Origin of the sequence: Rheinheimera pleomorphica, assembly GCF_011634895.1 — a bacterium.
GTDB lineage: Bacteria > Pseudomonadota > Gammaproteobacteria > Enterobacterales > Alteromonadaceae > Alishewanella > Alishewanella pleomorphica.
On the sequence record NZ_SIRR01000005.1, the window covers coordinates 112,953 to 131,155 of the forward strand.

The following is an 18,203-nucleotide window of genomic DNA, read 5'->3' on the forward strand; positions in this document are numbered from 1 at the left end:
GGTTATCCTTGATACTTCACTACTTGCTGGTCAATAGCACCAAAAATGCTATTGCCCTGCTCGTCCAGCATTTCCATGCGGATAGTGTCGCCAAACTTCATAAATGACGTTGACGGCTTACCATCACGGATGGTTTCAATCATACGGATCTCGGCAATACAGCTGTAACCTACACCGCCCTCTTCCACTGAGGTACCGTGATCAGTACCCTGCTTATTCGACACCGTGCCCGAGCCAATTATAGCGCCGGCACCCAGGTTGCGGGTTTTCGCCGCATGCGCCACCAGTTGGCCAAAGTCGAACGTCATATCGACACCGGCATTAGGTTTACCAAACAACTTGCCGTTGTAAGTCGATAGCAGCGGCAAATGCACCCGGCCGCCCTGCCATTTATCACCGAGTTCATCCGGCGTTACTGCCACCGGACTAAAAGCCGATGCCGGCTTCGATTGAAAGAAACCAAAGCCTTTGGCCAGCTCATTTGGAATAAGACCACGCAGTGATACATCGTTTACCAGCATCAGCAAACGGATTTTGCTACGCGCCTCATCGGCGCTGCACGCCATAGCAACATCGTCGGTAATGACTGCAACTTCGCCTTCAAAATCGATACCGTAATCTTCGCTTACCACTTCAACATTATCTCGCGGGCCAATAAAGTCGTCTGAGCCGCCCTGATACATCAAAGGATCGGTCCAGAAACTGGGTGGCATTTCGGCATTACGAGCTTTACGCACCAGCTCTACGTGGTTGACGTAAGCACTGCCATCAGCCCATTGATAAGCACGTGGCAGCGGCGACTCACATTGCACCTGATCAAAGGCCATTTCGCCATCAACTTTGCCGCTGTTCAGTGCCTGATATACCTCTTCAAGCTTTACACTTAACTGCACCCAGTTATCCAGCAGTTGCTGCATCGTCGCCGCCACTGTCGGCACTGCGACACAACGGCTTAAATCACGGCTGACTACCACCAGCAGACCATCACGGCTGCCATTTTTTAAACTTGCTAACTTCATGTTTTATCCTTAACCAAGCGTGCTCAGGGTTTTACTTTCCAGCTGTTAACGTATTCCGGGTTTTCGGTGGCCAGCGCCGCCTCCCCCATTTCCAGCGCATCGCGGGTATCGAGCATTACCGCTACTTCGTCGGTAAACTTCTTGCGGTACTCCAGGCCGGCCTGAAACGCTTTCGGGTGCGGGCCATGGGTAAAACCGGCCGGATGGAAAGTCACCATACCTTTTTCGATATTGTCGCGGCTGAAAAAATCACCGGCATGGTAAAACAGCACTTCATCATAATCATCATTGTTATGATAAAACGGCACTTTTAATGCACCCGGGTCGCTTTCAATCGGCCGCGGCACAAAGGTGCACACCACAAAGCGCTGCGCGACAAAGGTGGTATGCGCCGATGGCGGTAAATGATAGCGATGACTCATCAGCGGGCGGATATCACGCCAGTTAATACGCATTACCGCTAAATCGCCGTGCCAGCCAATGGCATCCAGTGGATTATAGGGGTAAGTAATCACTGACACCTGACCATGACGTTTTACCTCAACCTGCCAGCTGTCTTCGCTGTATTGTGCTTTAAAGGCGTCGTTAATTTTCGGTGTATCCAGCATCGCAGCATCAAAAATAGCATGGTTACCTACCAGCCCCTTTTCCGGCAGCTGATAGCTGTCGTTGGTGGCTTCAATCAGTAGGATAAACATCGGCTCTTTTGGCTCTAAACGCCACATGGTGGAGCGCGGGATCACAATGTAATCACCGTCGCGCACTGACATATGGCCGTAGTCGCAGTAAAGCTCAGCACTGCCTTCATGGATAAACAGCAGCTCATCACCATCGGCATTACGCACCAATTTGCTCATGCTGTCAGTTAAGCGCCAGGTACGCATTTTACAATGCGCATTAAATAACAGGTTTGGCACCGCCCAGGGCGAGTTAGCATTGTCTTTGCCAATCTCGTTAAAGTTAAACAGGTGCGGCCGAAGCGGCCCCTGCCAGTCGGTCCAGCCGGTCGGCGCATGGCGATGATGAAAGTGCGTCGCCGGGCCAAAAAAACCGCTACGACCGGTTTCGCGCTCATAAATCGCCTGCTCAGGAAAATCAGCATGCGCCTGACGTGATACATCCCCTTCCTTTAATGGAAACGATGCCCATTTACGCATTGCTTAACACTCCGCGCTGAATTTGGTCTTCTTCAATCGATTCAAACAGGGCTTTAAAGTTACCCTCGCCAAAACCTTCATTGCCTTTACGCTGGATAATTTCAAAGAACACTGGGCCAATAACGGTTTTAGTGAAGATTTGCAGCAAAATACCGTCTTTCATTGGCGCGCCGTCAATCAGAATACGCAGCTCGCGCAGCTGATCTAAATCTTCAGTATGGCCTTCTACCCGCTCGTTCACCTTGTTGTAGTATGTATCCGGCGTTGGCATAAATTCCATACCACGGCTACGCAGCGTGCGTACAGTGTCATAGATATTGTCGGTGGTTAAGGCGATATGCTGAATACCCTCACCTTTGTATTCGCGGATAAACTCTTCAATCTGTGACTTGTCATCAGAGGACTCGTTAATCGGAATACGGATTTTACCGCATGGCGCTGTCATCGCTTTTGATACCAGACCGGTTAACTTACCTTCGATGTCAAAATAGCGGATTTCACGGAAGTTACCGATGTTCTCGTAAAAACCGGCCCAGACATTCATATTGCCGCGCATTACGTTATGGGTTAAATGGTCCAACACTTCCAGGCCAACACCATGCTTGGCCATCTCAACCTGCCAGTTGTCATAATACTTAAAGTCAATGTCGTACACGCTGCTTGCGCCATAACGATCTACAAAGTACAGCAGGCTGCTGCCAATGCCGTACACAGCAGGAATATTCAGCTCCATCGGGCCAATCTGGTTTTTGTACTCTTTGGCGCCGTTGGCTACCGCATGTTTCAGTGCATGAGCGGCATCTTTTACCCGAAACGCCATAGCACAAACGCTGGGGCCATGGGCGCGGGCAAATTCCTCTGCCTGTGAATTAGGCTCTGCATTGACGATAAAATTGATATCGCCCTGTTTATACAGCCAGGCTTGCTTAGAGCGATGTTTAGCCACCTCGGTAAAACCGAGTGAGTAGAATAAATCTTTTAACTTTTGAATGCCTTCTGCATCGGCCGCTGTGTATTCAACAAACTCAAAACCATCGGTACCCAGTGGGTTAATGTTATCAATCATTGGTGTATTCCCTGCTACGTCTTAGATGGCGCTAATAATGCGCTAGCGGCAAAAAAAAGGAAGAGGCCAACAGTCGACACTTAGCTCAGGGCCAAACACTGGTTTTGTAAAGTTGGCGCTACGAAACGCACAAAGTACCCATAACAGGGCAAAAAAGGGCCGCCAACTGGCATTGGCAGCGGTATTTTTGTATTACTTTACAGACAAAGCGTAGTTAAATTTTTACACTCTTGCGATTTATACCGTAATCGCGCAGCTTGTTGGCAACCGCGGTATGGCTTAAACCGAGCTTTTTCGCCAACTGGCGCGAGCTGGGATAGGCCGGAAACAGCTTACGTAACAGATTGGCTTCAAAGCGTTTTACCGCTTCGTCCAGGGTGCCGTCAAAGTCTTGCTCTAAATAGCCAAAGTCGTTGTTGTAACTGGGTAGCTGCAAATGCTCTTTATCCAGCTCAAAGCCTTCTAGCAGTGTAATAGCGCGATACAAGGCATTTTCTAACTGCCTTACATTGCCCGGCCAGGGGTAGTTTTGTAAAAACGTCATGCAGCTGTCAGTGAGTTTTGGTGCTTTGCGGCCTAAGCGGGCGGCAAAACGGGCAATAAAAAACTCCGCCAGTGGCACGACGTCTTGCTTGCGCTCTCTAAGTGCCGGCAAACTTAGCGTCAGTACGTTTAAGCGATAGAACAAATCCTCACGGAATTTGCCTTCCTGCACCATGCCGGGTAAATCTTTTTGTGTGGTGCAAATCACCCGTACATCCACTTTTACTTCATTTTCATCAGCCACGCGGCGGAAACTGCCATCCTGTAAAAACCGGATCAGCTTGGTTTGCAGTGAATGCGACATCTCGCCCACTTCATCTAAAAATACTGTGCCGCCGTTGGCCTGTTCAAAAATGCCTTTTTTGCCCTCCGTCGTGCCGGGAAAGGCATTGGCACCATAGCCAAACAGCTCAGACTCAGCGACATTATCTGGCAAGGACGCACAATTGAGCGCTAAAAACGGTTTGCCACTGCGACTGCTGGCGGCATGGCAAGCGCGGGCCAATAGCTCTTTGCCAGTGCCGGTTTCGCCCATAATTAAAATGGGCGCATCGAGCTGCGACATTTTTTTCGCTTCACGCACCACTTTACGCATGACATTGCTATGCGCCTGTAAGGTGTTAAAACTCTCCTGATCGCCTTTTTTAAACGCGACGATATGCTGCCCCAGCCGGCTTTCAGATTTTAAGTTAATCACGGCACCAGCCAGAATTTCATGGCCGGTTTCATCCGGTACCATTACCGGCAGAATATCGGCAACAAAACGCTTGCCGTGAATTTCTATACGACGGGTTTGCGCCAGCACTTCATCGCCTTCTAACCAGCGCTGAAAATTAAAGCCTTTCACCATGCCCTGCAACGATTGTCCGGCAATCGCATCGTGTGACACGGCTAAGACTTCCAGCGCGGCCTCGTTAATCACAGTAACATTGGCTTTAATATCCACCGCAATCAGACCATCGGGTAAAGTTTTTAATAAGGTAGACAGCTCGTTGTGTTCGCGCTCTGACGGCATAAAAGCCGTGGTTTTCACATCTTCCACGCCGGCAATGCGGCGCATTTTTGCCATCAGTTCCTGAAACTTTTCAAAATTAACCGTCGGAAAGGACACGTACATCCGGCTTAAACCGGGATCCACTTCAATACCGCGCAAGTCCAGTTGATAACTTACCAGTACATTTAATACTTCCTGCGCCAGCCCGAGCCGGTTCTGACATTGAATTTCTAACCGCATACCGCAAAGTGCCTCACGACGATGTAATGAGCAGCATAATACGGTATAACGACAACAAGAGACCAGTAGTTTTGTAAAGAAATGTGAACAAAAACCAATTTAGCCGTGTGCTGTGCTAAGTAAGACGTGGGGCGGGTAAATATCTACTAAACAGAAGTGGCGTCTAAACGCCACTTCGTTCCAATCAGGCCGACAACAGCGCATCGGTTTTGGCAGCACAAATAAAGTCATTTTTGTGCAGGCCTTTAATTGAATGTGACCACCAGGTCACCGTCAGCTTGCCCCACTCCAGTAATAACGCCGGATGATGGCCTTCTGCCTCGGCCAGCTCAGCCACTTTATGGTGAAATGCCCAGGCCAATTTAAAGTTCTTAAATTTAAACTCGCGTTCCAGCTGCAAAATACCGTCGCGCACTACTGGCGTCCAATCCGGGATTTGACGCATTAATTCCGGTAATTCGGCATCTGACACTTTGGGCGCGTCAGCACGGCAGGCCTCGCATTGCATTGCTTTTAATTCAGACATGAATAATTCCTAACTCGCTTGTTTTTCTTTCGGGGGAAATTTTGGCGCATGCAGCCCCAACGCTTTAGCCTGTTCAACCAATGCCATCATATCCAGATGCGCAATATCAAATAGCTGGTCAATACGCTCTATCATAAAGTAAATCGGCTGCATAATATCAATACGATAAGGTGTACGTAGTACATCTACCGCATCAAAGACTTTGCGCTCAGGCACATCAGACTCCAGCGCATAACGGGTTTCACCTGGCGAAGATAAAATACCACCGCCGTATATGCGCAGGCCATCCGGCGTATTTAACAGGCCAAACTCAATGGTAAACCAGTACAAACGAGCCAGATACACTCTGTCCTGCTTACTGGCTGCCAACCCCAGCTTGCCATAGGTATGGGTAAACTCAGCAAAAGCCGGATTGGTTAACATGGCGCAGTGGCCAAAAATTTCGTGGAAAATATCCGGCTCCTGCAAATAATCAAATTCTTCGCGCGAGCGGATAAAGGTTGCAACCGGAAAACGTTTGTTTGCCAGCAGCTCAAAAAATTTATCAAAGCTAATCAGTGCCGGCACCTCAGCGCATTCCCAGCCGGTCGTAGCACGCAGCACCTTACTGACTTCTTCCAGTTGCGGAATGCGGTCAGTGGGTAATTGCAGCTTTTCAAGCCCAGCCATATATTCATCGCAGGCTTTGCCTTCTATCACGCCCAGTTGACGGCTGATCAGCTCATGCCAAATCTGGTTTTCTTCCTCAGACCAGGCGATAACGCCGTGCTCGTCCGACTGACGGGAAACATATTTACTCGACTTACTCATAAACAACCTGTTGAACCATTTGTTATACGGGGGTGTCCCGCTTATCTGCGTTATATGACGTTTATTAGTATGTGCAGATAATTAGTTAGTGCGGATACTAAGCGATAGCGCGGCAAGAGTTAATCTCGTTGCCGCCTAAAGTTAACCGGGTAGGCGTAAAGAATGGCTTACAAGATGCGCAGTACTTAACGCTGCTGTTGCTGCATTTTGGCCAGCGCTTGTGCCAGATCAGCAATAATGTCGTCGACATGCTCCAGCCCGACCGACACCCGAATCAGCCCATCGCTGATCCCCGCCATTTGTCGCTCTTCAGCGCTGTAGGGGCTATGTGTCATAGACGCCGGATGCTGAATAAGTGATTCAGCATCGCCCAGGCTGACCGCCAGGCTCAACAGCTGACACTGGTTAATAAAATAGCGGCTATCATCCAGGCTGGCGTTTAGTTCAAACGCCAGTACACCACCGGCGGCTTTCATTTGCGTGCCAATAAACTTGTAGCCAGCATGTGACGGCAGTCCCGGATAATACACTTCGCGTACCGCCGGGTGCCCCGCTAAAAACTCCGCGACCTTTTGCGCATTGCTGCAGTGGCGCTCTAAGCGCACCGCTAAGGTTTTTAAACCGCGGATAATTAACCAGGCATCATGCGGACTGATGGTCGCGCCCATATCTTTTAGCGTGGTCAGCTTAATGGTTTTAATGGTTTCACTGTCAGACACGATAAGACCGGCAACCACGTCACCGTGGCCATTTAAGTACTTAGTGGCACTGTGAATAACAATATCAATGCCGTACTCGGCCGGCTTTTGCAGCAGTGGCGTCATAAAGGTGTTGTCGATAACCGAGATCAGCTGATGCCGGCGGCAAAAATCGCCCAGAAACGCCAAATCCAGCACCACCATATTCGGGTTGATTGGCGTTTCGGCAAACAACATTTTGGTGTTGGGCTTTATCGCTTGCTCAACCGCGCTATGGTCAGTCATATCAACAAAACTGACGTCGATACCATAACGGGCAAACATGTGGTTAAACAGCGCAAAACTGCAGCCATATATCGCCTTACTGGCAATTAAATGGTCTCCGTGCTGTAAGAACGCCATAGTACTGGCGGCCACCGCGCCCATACCGGTTGCGGTGGCCGCTGCATCTGCCATGCCTTCGAGCGCGGCAATTTTTAGCTCGAGTTCGCGCGTGGTCGGGTTGCCTAAGCGGGTATAAATATAGCCCTCGGCTTCGCCGGCAAAGCGGGCGGCGCCCTGCTCAGCATTGTCAAATACGAAGGTTGAACTTTGGTATAAAGGTGTGGCTAAAGTGCCATATTGGTTTTTTTCTTTACCGGCGTGAATACACAGGGTTTCGGCGTTTTTATTCTTGTCGTGCATAAATGTACTGCTACTGAAAGTTAAAGTCGCTGTAACAAATAGCAGAATCTGATATTTATGGAAGCACGCCAGACATCTTGCAGTCTGGCGGTATCATCAAAGCGACGGTGTACTGTCAGCTTTAGTTTGCACTGCCGCTTTAAAACGCTGCAACAAGGCTTTGCTTAACGCGCTGATGCTAACCCGTGTCGTGGCATCTGCCGGTAGCGGTCTTAACTGTTGCTGGGCCAAATTACCCAGCCGTGCCACTAATAAGCCGGCAATCAATCCCTGCCCGGCCCGGGCCGATAATTTAGCGGTCAGCTCGCTACCGATAACATCGGACGCCATATCCAGTGCCAGCTCTGAGCCTCCGGCCCACAGCAAAGCAGTAAACAGTTGTTTTAATAACACCAGGCTACGCAACTGGCCAATACTGCCGCCATACAATTGCGCCAGCTCACGCACTAAACGGCTGCTGCGCCATAGCACCAGCAGCATATCGGCCAGTGCAAAGGGGCTGATGGCTACTGCCATGCTGGTGTCCGTTGCCGCCCGGTAGACCAGTTGTTGCGCTTGCTTATCCAGTACTGACAACACCAGATGCTGAAATAACTGCAGTTGTTCTTCATCACTGTGTTCATCTTTTACTGCACTGCGCCAATGCGCCAGTGCCGCGCTGAGCGGCGCACTGGCAGGTAAACTTGCCGCTATCGCCTGACATAAAGGCCCGGCTTCACCATATTGCACACTGTTACCAATACGTTCGGCACTTAGTTGCCAACGCCGGTTGCGCGCCAAGCGGCGCCACAGCGCCAGCTCACGCCACAGCAGCGCCGCCAGTAACAGCGCCAGCGCCAATGAGATAAAGGTCAGCACAGCGCCATAAATCAGGCTGTGTTGCCAGCTTTGTTCAAGCCACAGTCCCCACTGCCAGACAGCTAACAGCACTATGGTCAATAAGGTGCACCCGGCTAACCGCCACCACCAGCGTGGACTCGGTTTAACCGTTGCGCTGTCAGCAGTGGCCGGCTCAGCAATAAAAGCGCCTGCTGTAAACTGGCTGGCCGCTTGCAGCGGTGCCGGCTCAGCAGCATGTTGCGGGTCAAAATAACGCGCTTGCTTTAACTCACTCATCGTAGTTTATCTCCAAGCAAAAACTGCAGCACATGGTCCATTCTGACATGCGGTAACGGTTGATGTTCCTGCCACGGCAATGGCCTGAAGTTAGCAAAGCTAAACTGATGGCGGCTAAATAGCGATGCATCGGGCAGCGTTGCCGGCACTTCACCGGGGAAATAGGTCATCGCTTTGCCCTCAACATCGGTGCCACTCAGACACGGCTGTGGCAACCCCTCTACCTGGACAAAACCCGAGCTGCTGGCACGGATAGCGGCAATCGCCATCGCTTCGGTGGTGGCGGCCTGATACTGGCTGTGTTTTAGCGGCTGCTGCAATAATTGCTGTAGCAACAGTGTCAGTGCTTTATGCTGCTCAGGTGTCACATGATCGGCTTTACTGGCTGCAAACAGTACTTTATCAATCCGTGGCTTAAACAGTCGGTTTAACAAGCCTGAGGGGCCATAGTGGAAACTTTGTAAGATAAGCCGCAGCGCCTGTTGCAACTCTGTCATGGCAGCATAGCCGGCATTAAGTGCAGACAAGCAATCTACCAGGATCACCTGACGGTCCAGCGCCGCGAAGTGTTGCTGATAAAATGGTTTAATCACATGCTGGCAATAACTTTGGTAGTGCTGTGCCAGCTTCCTGCTAAGGGCCGTGTCTTGTGCCGCCTGTTCGGGTAACAAAGGAAACAGCTGCAACATCGGCGCGCCAGCCAACTCGCCAGGCACCAACAAGCGGCCGGGCTGGTTCAGGTAAGCACCCGCGGTCTGATGAAACTGGCTTAGCAACTGTTTATAAGCATCGGTCAGTTGCTGTAATGCCAGCTCGCTGTCGTCGTGCAAATTCACTGCCGCTAATTGCTGCTTAAACGCCTCAGCCTTAGCCTGGCGATGATCTTTAGCAAACAGCTGCCAGCTAAACTCGCACCAGTTGGCATAACTGATGTCCAGCATCGGCAGGTCGAGTAACCATTCACCGGGGTAATCGACAATTTGCAGTGCCAGTTCGCTGTGAGTCTGTAGTTGCGCCCTGAGTCCGGCGCTGGCTTTATAACGCAGCTGCAAATTTAACTGGCACCAAAGCCGGGTTGACGGCGGCCAGACAGGAGGCTGTTGTGCCAGACATTGCAGGTTTTGCTCCAGCGGAAAACGTGGCACGGCCAGCCGCTGCTCAGCTAAGCGCCCACCAAGGTAGCGTTGCTCTCGCACCACACTAAAAAAAGGCAAGTTAGCCGCGTTATCACCCTGTGTCAATTGCTGGACTAAAGACGTAATAAAAGCCGTTTTACCCGAACCACTTAAGCCGGTAACGCCCAGACGCAGATGACGGTTAAAGGCGCGACCGGTTAGCTCGCGCCCTTGCTGCTGTACTTTGCTAAAGAAACTCATAGGTTGTGGCAATACCACCTTAAAGGTTATTAAATTCGCGGTTTAACTGGAATCTGGCCGAGGTAACATGACGTTCCATGTCACGCAGGCGCAGCTCCAGGCCGTCAAACTGACTGGTTAAGTGTAGCAGGGCTTCTTTTGGGGCTTCGCCACGTTGCCAAAGCCGGGTTTTCACTTCGACCACCTTCTGTGTCTGCGGACTTAAGTCAGCCGTAGTATTGGTTTTGAAGGCGGCCTTGGACTTTTTTTCCAGTACCACCCAGGCGGCGATATACAACACCAGTACCAGGCCACCGGCACCGAGAAAGAACGCTGATACGGTGATAATACGCACCAGCCATAATTCCCAGCCAAAGTAATCAGCGATACCGGCACAGACACCGGCAATCTTGCCATTGGCGTCATCGCGTAACAGCTCCCGCTTTGGTTTAGTCATGTTGCGACCTCCACTTAGGGCTTTCGGCATCCAGAATCGCTTCCAGCGTTTTAATGCGATCGGCCATTTTTTCTGCCCGGTGAGCCAATTCATTTAACTGCGTCAGCTCTTGATCTGATAAACCTTGTCCCATTTTATTTTTACTGCGGTAATGCATTATGACCCAGATCGGCGCCACAAAAATCATAAACAAAATAAACGGGATGCCAATAACCTCTGAAATTTCCATATCGACTCCTCAACGCCTGATAATCAGGCGTCTTTACCTTTTTGATTAACTTTAGCCTTTAACGCAGCAAGTTCATTATCAATTTTGTCTTGTGCAGCCAGCTCGGCAAACTCATCTTTCAGGGTTTTCTTACCTAAATCGTAAGCTTCAACCTGGGCCTCCAAGGTGTCAATTTTTTGCTCGTAGCGCTCAAACTTGTACATCGCATCATTAATGCGGTTGCTGTCCAGCGTCTTTTTCACTTCCAACCGTGATGCCACAGTTTGCTGGCGCATCAGCATGGATTTCTGCCGCGCTTTGGCATCAGCCAGTTTTTCCTGCAACTGCGCCACTTCGTCCTGCAGCTTACCGATGTGTTCATCCAGATTGGCAATATCCGCAGCTACCGCATCGGCTTGATCTGCTGCTTTTTGCCGCTCAATCAGCGCTGCGCGAGCTAGATCGTCACGCTCTTTACTTAAAGCCAGTTCAGCTTTAGCCTGCCAGTCTGCAACCTCTTCCTGCAAACGGTTTACCACACGTTGCAAATCTTTTTTCTCAGCAATGGTTTTTGCTGATGACGAGCGCACTTCAACCAGGGTGTCTTCCATTTCCTGGATAATCAACCGCACCATTTTTTCCGGATCTTCGGCTTTATCTAACAATGCGTTGATATTTGAGTTCACTATGTCGGAGAAGCGTGAAAAAATACCCATAATATTTACCTCTGTATATGACTGGATTAGTACATTCCAGCTTATTCAGTTTTCTTGCCAACTTTGCAGATTATTTTAACGCTATGATTAGTATTGGTTTTTATTTATTTTGTCGAAAAGCTTCTGCTGCCTGGCATTATGAAATACACTACTAATTAGCCAAATTAACTAACAAATAGCACGCCATGAACCGAAAATTCCAACAAGACAATCTGGTGGGCCAGTCTAACAGCTTTTTAAATGTGCTGGATCAGGTGTCACAAATTGCACCGCTGGACAAACCGGTGTTAATTATTGGTGAGCGCGGCACAGGTAAAGAACTGATCGCCGCCCGCCTGCACTTCTTATCACAGCGCTGGGATCAGCAATATCTGACACTGAACTGCGCCTCACTAAATGAAAACCTGCTGGAAAGCGAGTTATTTGGCCATGAAGCTGGCGCTTTTACCGGTGCCAGCAAACGCCATGAAGGCCGGTTTGAACGTGCCCACGGCGGCACATTATTTTTAGATGAGCTGGCCAATACTCCCGGTCTGGTGCAGGAAAAACTGCTGCGGGTCATTGAATATGGCGAGTTTGAGCGCGTTGGTGGCAGCCGCTCTATCAAGACCGATGTGCGGCTGATTTGCGCCACTAACGAAGATTTACCGGCACTGGCAGAGCTGGGTGAGTTTCGCGCCGACTTACTTGACCGCCTGGCCTTTGATGTCATTACCCTGCCGCCTATGCGCGAGCGGCGCGAAGATATTTTACTGCTGGCAGAGCACTTTGCTATTAACATGGCGCGCGAACTTGGCTTTGAATTGTTTAGTGGCTTTAGCGAAAAGGCCAAGCGCAGCTTACTCGACTACCACTGGCCGGGTAATGTGCGCGAGCTGAAAAATGTGGTAGAGCGCAGTGTTTATCGCACCAATAACGCTTATGTGCCGGTGCATGAGATCCAGTTAGATCCGTTTGAGTCGCCCTACCGCCCGACACAACGTATTAAAGCCACGCGTTTAACGCACAGCACAACACCAGAACAGCCTGCAGCGGCAGCCGCCCCCCCGGCCAGTGCACCGTCACAAACCGCGGATAAATTCGATTTTAGCCAGGTACAGGATTTTAAAACCCTGTCACAAGACTTTGAGATAAACCTGATTAAACAAGCGCTGGCCGCAAGCCAGTATAACCAGAAAAAAACCGCTGAACTGCTTAATCTGACCTATCATCAGCTACGTGGTTACATGAAAAAGTATCAGTTACTGGAAAGCCAGCAAGCATGAACCTGCCGTGGATAACAACCGCTAACACCCGTTACCTTACCCGGCTTTGGCTGTTAAGCGCAGCCAGCGTGCTAAGCGCCTGTCAGCCGCAGCTGCCCGAGACAGTGCGCAGTGGTCTGGTGTATTGCTCAGAAGGTTCGCCTGAGTCTTTCAACCCGCAGTTGGTGACCTCCGGCACCACCATAGACGCTATCAGCCAGCAGCTGTATGACCGCTTACTGGACATTGCCCCCGGCAGCGGCGAGCTGTTGCCAGGGCTGGCGCTCAGTTGGCAGGTCAGCGACGATGGCCTGGTATATCAGTTTACTTTGCGCCCGGATGTACAGTTTCATCATACCGAATATTTTACGCCCAGCCGGCCGCTCAGCGCCGATGATGTGGTATTTACCTTTAACCGTATTATGCTGACAGAACATCCGTTTCATGCCCAGGGCGGCGCGAACTATCCGTTTTTTCAAAGTGTCGACTGGGCCGGGCTGGTTAAAAGTGTTACGGCGCCCAGCCGCACACAAGTACGTTTTACCCTGAGCCGGCCTGACAGCTCATTTTTGTCGAACCTGGCAACCGACTTTGCTGCCATTTTATCTGCTGAATATGGCCAACAGCTGCAGGCCAGCGGTAATCTTTCCCGTTTAGACAGCCATCCGATCGGTACCGGGCCCTTCCGCTTTAGAGAGTACCAAAAAGATGTGCTGATCCGTTATTACCGCCACCGTCATTACTGGCGCGAACTGGCCAAGCCAGAACAGTTGGTATTTGACATAGTGCCAAACAACGCCCGGCGTATGGCCAAGTTGTTTACCCACGAATGCGATGTAGTGGCCTTTCCGCGCGTGGCAGAATTAAGCCTTATCAGCCAGCGGCCCGATGTGGATGTGCAGGAAAGCACCAGTATGAACGTGGGTTTTTGGGCCTTTAACACGGCCAAGGCGCCTTTTAACAACGTTAAGGTGCGCCAGGCCTTAGCGCTGGCGATTAACCGAGAGGCTATCTTACAGGCGGTTTATTTTGGCCATGCCACTGCGGCCAATTCTGTATTACCACCAACCTCCTGGGCCTACAACCCTAATTTAAGTGCGCAGCAATTTGATCCCATACGAGCCCGGCAACTATTAACCGAAGCCGGTTATGCTGATGGTTTTAGTATGGATATCTGGGCGATGCCGGTGCAGCGTTTGTATAACCCCAATGCGCTGAAAATGGCTGAGCTGATGCAGGCTGACCTGGCGCAAATTGGTGTCCGGGCCAGTATAGTGTCGTACGAGTGGAACAGCTTTCGCCGTAAACTCGGCGCCAATGAACATGACTCCGTGCTGATCGGCTGGTCTGCTGACAATGCCGACCCGGATAATTTCTTCCGGCCACTGCTCAGTTGCAGTGCCGCGCAAACCGGTACTAACCGGGCAAACTGGTGTGATGAAAACTTTGACCGTTTCATTGCCCAGGCATTGTTAACCGCAGATCAGAAGCAACGGCGTAGCTATTATATGGCGGCGCAGCAGTATCTTAGTGAACAGATGCCCCTGCTGCCGATAGCGCATTCACAACGCTTTCAGGCGATAAACAGCACCATTAAGGGCATCCAGATTAACCCTTATGGCGGCATCGCTTTGGCCAATGCGACCAAGGATATCAAATGATTTTGTATTTGCTGCGTCGCTTGGTGTTGCTGGCATTTGTATTTATTGCGCTAAGTATACTGGCCTTTAGCCTAGGCTATTTATTCCCGGGCGAACCCTGGCAAAACTTTAGCGGTTTGCGCAGTGCTTCGAGCGAACAACTGGCGCAGTTAACGACATTGTACCGGCTGGATCAGGGGTATATTGCCCAGTATCTGGCTTATTTGACGCGAATTTTCAGCGGCGATTGGGGGTTGTCGTTCGCCAGCCAACAACCGCTGCTGCAGGAGATGCTTACTTTGCTGCCGGCGACGCTGGAGCTGGCCGCCTATGCGCTGTTTATTTCTTTTTTTATCGGCATTCCAATTGGCATTATTGCCGCCGTTAAACCCGATGGCGTACTAAGCAAGCTCATTTCCGCTATTGCCGTCACCGGTTACTCTATTCCGGTATTCTGGTGGGCACTGCTGTTGATCATGCTGTTTTCACTTGGCCTGGGCTGGCTGCCTACTGCCGGTAGAATAGGGGTATTGTACGAAGTTAACCATGTTACCGGCTTTATGCTGCTGGACATTTTGTTATCTGACAGCCATCACCAGCAAGAAGCGCTGATCAACGCCTTGCGGCATTTGCTGTTACCGACACTGGTCCTGGCAACCTTCCCCACCACCGTAATGATAAGGTTCACCCGTGATTCGATGCTGGACGTGTGGGAGCAAAGCTATATTAAAACGGCCCGCGCCAAAGGGTTAAACCGTGGCCAGGTGTTGTATCGCCATGGTCTGCGCAATGCGCTATTGCCGGTGATCCGCCAGATCGGTCTGCAATTTAGCACCCTGATCACCCTGGCAATGATTACCGAAGTGATTTTCTCCTGGCCCGGTATCGGCCGCTGGCTGATCGATAGCATTTATCAGCGCAATTACCCGGCTATCCAGGCAGGTTTGCTGGTTATTTCAACCTTAGTCATTAGCGTAAACATGTTAACAGAAATTTTGCACACCCTGTTTAACCCTCTGGCAAGGAAGCGTTAAGATGGCGAAGTTCCGCTTATTGCCTGATGAATATCTGGCCCGTTCACCGCTCACCCAGCTATGGCGTGAATTCTCGCGGCAACACAGTGCCATTGCTGGCTTAATACTGTTTAGTGGTTTTTTCCTGTTGGCGCTGTTATCGCCGTTAATCACCCCACACGATCCTTATCTGCAAAATGATGCGTTGTTGCTACTGCCGCCGTCCTGGTCAGAGCTAGGACTGGTGCAGTATCCGTTTGGTACCGATGATCTGGGCCGGGATATGTTCTCGCGGTTATTGGTCGGCGCTCGTTACACCTTTGGTATCGCTATGATTACCGTATTGGGTGCCTTAATAATGGGGTTACTGTTGGGCACCTTGGCTGGCATGAGCCGCGGTGTAAAATCCAGCGTGTTTAATCATGTGCTGGATTTAGCCCTCACCATCCCGTCATTGCTGTTAGCCATTATTATTGTTGCGATCCTTGGCCCGGGTTTGCTCAATACGACCTGGGCCATCATGCTGGCGTTGTTGCCACAGTTTGTTCATGGCATTCGCAATGCGATCGCCGAGCAGCTAAACCAGGATTATGTGATTGCTTACCGGCTAGACGGTGCCAATAACTGGCAAGTGTTCAGCCGTATAGTGCTACCGAATATCTGGGAGCGTTTAACCTTAATGGCCACCATGGCACTGTCAACCGCCATCCTGGATATCGCTGCACTGGGCTTTTTGGGGTTGGGGGCTCAGGCACCCACCGCCGAATGGGGGGCCATTATCGCCGACTCACTGGATCTGATTTATGTTGCCCCTGTGGGCGTCGCTATACCAGGCTTATTGATTTTTCTGGCCGTGTTGTCGGTTAACCTGGTTGGTGATGGCTTACGTGCAGCGGCTAAAAAGCGGCGGGAAAACTAATGCTGTTATTAGATATCAAGAACCTGACAATAGAGCTCAATACGCCTGATGGCTTGATCCGGGCCGTCGACAGGGTGAACCTCAGTTTGCGTGAAGGTGAAACCCGCGGCCTGGTTGGCGAGTCTGGTTCAGGCAAAAGTCTGGTGGCTAAAGCCATAGTAGGGGTACTGAATAAACGCTGGCAAATCAGTGCCGACCGTTTCAACTGGCGTGGCCAGGATATCCTGACCCTGCCCTACGAGCAGCAGCGGCGCGTGATAGGCCGCGACATCGCGATGATCTATCAAGAGCCAAGCCGCAGTCTCGACCCCACTGCAGCTATATTAGAGCAATTAGAAGAAGCCATCCCCGACCATTTGCTGGAAGGTCCCTGGTGGAAGCGCAGTTACCTGCGCCGGCGCAAAGCCATTGGCTTGCTGCATAAAGTGGGTATTCGCGATCACCAAAGCGTACTACAAAGCTATCCGTACCAATTGTCTGAAGGCGTATGCCAGAAAATAATGATTGCCATGGCCATAGCGAAGAATCCTAAGCTGCTGATCGCTGATGAGCCCACCACAGCACTGGAAAGCACCACCCAGGCCCAGTTGTTTCGCTTGCTGGCCAGCTTTAATCAGCTTAAAGGCATGTCGGTGCTGCTTATCAGCCACGAGCTGGAAAGTATTGCCCGCTATACCCAGAGCCTTAGCGTTTTATATTGTGGTCAGCTGGTTGAAGCCGGTGAAACCGCCGCTATTATCAAGCAGCCTTTTCACCCTTACACCCATGCGCTGATTAAAAGCGTGCCGGAGTTTCAGCCAAACCTGCAACCGAAAACACCACTGTATGCCCTGCCTGGCAGTATTCCGGTATTACAGCACCTGCCGATTGGCTGCCGGCTGGGCCCACGCTGCCCGAATGCCCGTAAAGAATGCGTAAAAACACCGACTCTGGAAAGATTGCAGAACCATTTTTACAGCTGCCATTTTCCGCTAACCGGAACCAAAGAATCATGAGTATGTTGCTGGATGTCCGCCACCTGAGCAAAAGCTACCGTAAATCCGCGGGCTGGTTTCGCTATCGCCATGTGCATGCGCTGGATAATATTAGTTTCAGCCTGCAGCAGGGCAAAACGCTGGCGATTGTCGGTGAAACCGGCTCAGGCAAAAGCACCCTGGCGAAATTGCTGGTGGGCATTGAAAAGCCCGATCACGGCCACATCCTGCTAGACGGCACCGAAGTACAGCTGCGCCATTATCGCCAGTATAACCATATGGTCAGGTTTATTTTCCAGGATGCGTCTAAATCACTAAACCCCCAGCAGAAAATAGGTCAGATGTTGGATGACGTATTACGGTTTAACACTCGTATGGATAGCCAGCAGCGGATGCACAAAATTCATCAGACCTTAAAGCAGCTTGGCTTATTGAATGAGCACAGCGATTACTATCCGCACATGTTTTCCGGCGGCCAGTTACAACGGGTGGCGCTGGCACGGGCACTCATTCTCGATCCGAAACTGCTGATCCTGGATGAAGCGTTAACGGCGCTGGACCCTTCATTGCGGGCGCAGATTGTCAACCTGCTGCTGGAGCTGCAACAAAAAACCGGTCTGGCTTATCTGCTTATTACCAACCACCTGCGACTGGTAAAGCATATAGCGGATGATCTGCTAGTGCTACATCAGGGCAAGGCGCTGGATTACGGTAACACTGCCCATGTCTTCAAACATGCAGAGCACGATTACAGCCGCAAGCTGATCAACAGCGCCATCGCATAAAAAAACCGTGGCAAGCCACGGTTTTTTTTCAATGCACTA

At 50.8% G+C, this 18,203-nt stretch carries 18 protein-coding genes; 6 read left to right on the forward strand and 12 right to left on the reverse strand.

What is annotated here, in order from left to right:
• Positions 1 to 2: 2 nt before the first annotated feature.
• The 12 genes from EYB30_RS05450 to pspA form a co-directional block, all read right to left on the reverse strand.
• The gene (locus EYB30_RS05450) at positions 3 to 1,019 is read right to left on the reverse strand and encodes a fumarylacetoacetate hydrolase family protein (protein WP_166837909.1); all 1,017 of its coding nucleotides are present in this window, start codon (positions 1,017 to 1,019) and stop codon (positions 3 to 5) included.
• Positions 1,020 to 1,042: 23 nt separating this feature from the next.
• Entirely contained in the window at positions 1,043 to 2,176 is a 1,134-nt protein-coding gene (locus tag EYB30_RS05455) for a homogentisate 1,2-dioxygenase (RefSeq protein ID WP_166837910.1), read from the reverse strand.
• On the reverse strand, positions 2,169 to 3,242 hold the full coding sequence (gene hppD / locus EYB30_RS05460) for a 4-hydroxyphenylpyruvate dioxygenase (RefSeq protein WP_166837911.1): 1,074 nt from the start codon (positions 3,240 to 3,242) through the stop codon (positions 2,169 to 2,171). Before hppD ends, EYB30_RS05455 begins: the two co-directional genes overlap by 8 nt.
• Before the next feature lie 214 nt (positions 3,243 to 3,456).
• On the reverse strand, positions 3,457 to 5,019 hold the full coding sequence (gene tyrR, locus EYB30_RS05465) for a transcriptional regulator TyrR (RefSeq protein ID WP_166837912.1): 1,563 nt from the start codon (positions 5,017 to 5,019) through the stop codon (positions 3,457 to 3,459).
• Between the two features lie 184 nt (positions 5,020 to 5,203).
• On the reverse strand, positions 5,204 to 5,545 hold the full coding sequence (locus EYB30_RS05470) for a 4a-hydroxytetrahydrobiopterin dehydratase (protein ID WP_166837913.1): 342 nt from the start codon (positions 5,543 to 5,545) through the stop codon (positions 5,204 to 5,206).
• A 9-nt stretch (positions 5,546 to 5,554) separates the two neighbouring features.
• A complete protein-coding gene (gene phhA / locus EYB30_RS05475) occupies positions 5,555 to 6,355 on the reverse strand; it encodes a phenylalanine 4-monooxygenase (protein WP_166837914.1) in 801 nt (266 codons plus the stop codon).
• A 185-nt stretch (positions 6,356 to 6,540) separates the two neighbouring features.
• Positions 6,541 to 7,737: a trans-sulfuration enzyme family protein gene (locus EYB30_RS05480; RefSeq protein WP_166837915.1), complete on the reverse strand. Its 1,197-nt coding sequence runs from the start codon at positions 7,735 to 7,737 to the stop codon at positions 6,541 to 6,543.
• 96 nt (positions 7,738 to 7,833) lie between these two features.
• Positions 7,834 to 8,853 (reverse strand): YcjF family protein, encoded by a 1,020-nt coding sequence (locus EYB30_RS05485; protein ID WP_166837916.1) that lies wholly within the window; start codon positions 8,851 to 8,853, stop codon positions 7,834 to 7,836.
• On the reverse strand, positions 8,850 to 10,241 hold the full coding sequence (locus EYB30_RS05490) for a YcjX family GTP-binding protein (protein WP_241697973.1): 1,392 nt from the start codon (positions 10,239 to 10,241) through the stop codon (positions 8,850 to 8,852). The genes EYB30_RS05485 and EYB30_RS05490 overlap by 4 nt, the downstream gene beginning before the upstream one ends.
• Positions 10,242 to 10,248: 7 nt before the next feature.
• Positions 10,249 to 10,665, reverse strand: coding sequence for an envelope stress response membrane protein PspC (pspC, locus tag EYB30_RS05495; RefSeq protein ID WP_166837917.1), 417 nt, complete (start codon positions 10,663 to 10,665; stop codon positions 10,249 to 10,251).
• Positions 10,658 to 10,894 (reverse strand): envelope stress response membrane protein PspB, encoded by a 237-nt coding sequence (pspB, locus tag EYB30_RS05500; protein WP_166837918.1) that lies wholly within the window; start codon positions 10,892 to 10,894, stop codon positions 10,658 to 10,660. Before pspB ends, pspC begins: the two co-directional genes overlap by 8 nt.
• A 23-nt stretch (positions 10,895 to 10,917) precedes the next feature.
• A complete protein-coding gene (pspA, locus tag EYB30_RS05505) occupies positions 10,918 to 11,589 on the reverse strand; it encodes a phage shock protein PspA (RefSeq protein ID WP_166837919.1) in 672 nt (223 codons plus the stop codon).
• A 185-nt stretch (positions 11,590 to 11,774) separates the two neighbouring features.
• On the opposite strand from pspA, the gene pspF reads away from it, so the two are divergent.
• From pspF to EYB30_RS05535, 6 genes are read left to right on the forward strand one after another with little or no spacing between them, the layout of a single operon-like run.
• Complete coding sequence (gene pspF, locus EYB30_RS05510) at positions 11,775 to 12,854, forward strand: phage shock protein operon transcriptional activator (protein WP_166837920.1); 1,080 nt, start codon at positions 11,775 to 11,777, stop codon at positions 12,852 to 12,854.
• Positions 12,851 to 14,494 (forward strand): ABC transporter substrate-binding protein, encoded by a 1,644-nt coding sequence (locus EYB30_RS05515; protein WP_166837921.1) that lies wholly within the window; start codon positions 12,851 to 12,853, stop codon positions 14,492 to 14,494. The genes pspF and EYB30_RS05515 overlap by 4 nt, the downstream gene beginning before the upstream one ends.
• The gene (locus EYB30_RS05520) at positions 14,491 to 15,507 is read left to right on the forward strand and encodes an ABC transporter permease subunit (RefSeq protein ID WP_166837922.1); all 1,017 of its coding nucleotides are present in this window, start codon (positions 14,491 to 14,493) and stop codon (positions 15,505 to 15,507) included. Before EYB30_RS05515 ends, EYB30_RS05520 begins: the two co-directional genes overlap by 4 nt.
• A gap of 1 nt (position 15,508) precedes the next feature.
• The gene (locus EYB30_RS05525; protein WP_166837923.1) at positions 15,509 to 16,405 is read left to right on the forward strand and encodes an ABC transporter permease subunit; all 897 of its coding nucleotides are present in this window, start codon (positions 15,509 to 15,511) and stop codon (positions 16,403 to 16,405) included.
• Positions 16,405 to 17,400, forward strand: a complete 996-nt coding sequence (locus EYB30_RS05530) for a peptide ABC transporter ATP-binding protein (protein ID WP_166837924.1) — start codon at positions 16,405 to 16,407, stop codon at positions 17,398 to 17,400. The genes EYB30_RS05525 and EYB30_RS05530 overlap by 1 nt, the downstream gene beginning before the upstream one ends.
• Positions 17,397 to 18,164, forward strand: coding sequence for an ATP-binding cassette domain-containing protein (locus EYB30_RS05535; RefSeq protein WP_166837925.1), 768 nt, complete (start codon positions 17,397 to 17,399; stop codon positions 18,162 to 18,164). Before EYB30_RS05530 ends, EYB30_RS05535 begins: the two co-directional genes overlap by 4 nt.
• Positions 18,165 to 18,203 lie beyond the last annotated feature (39 nt).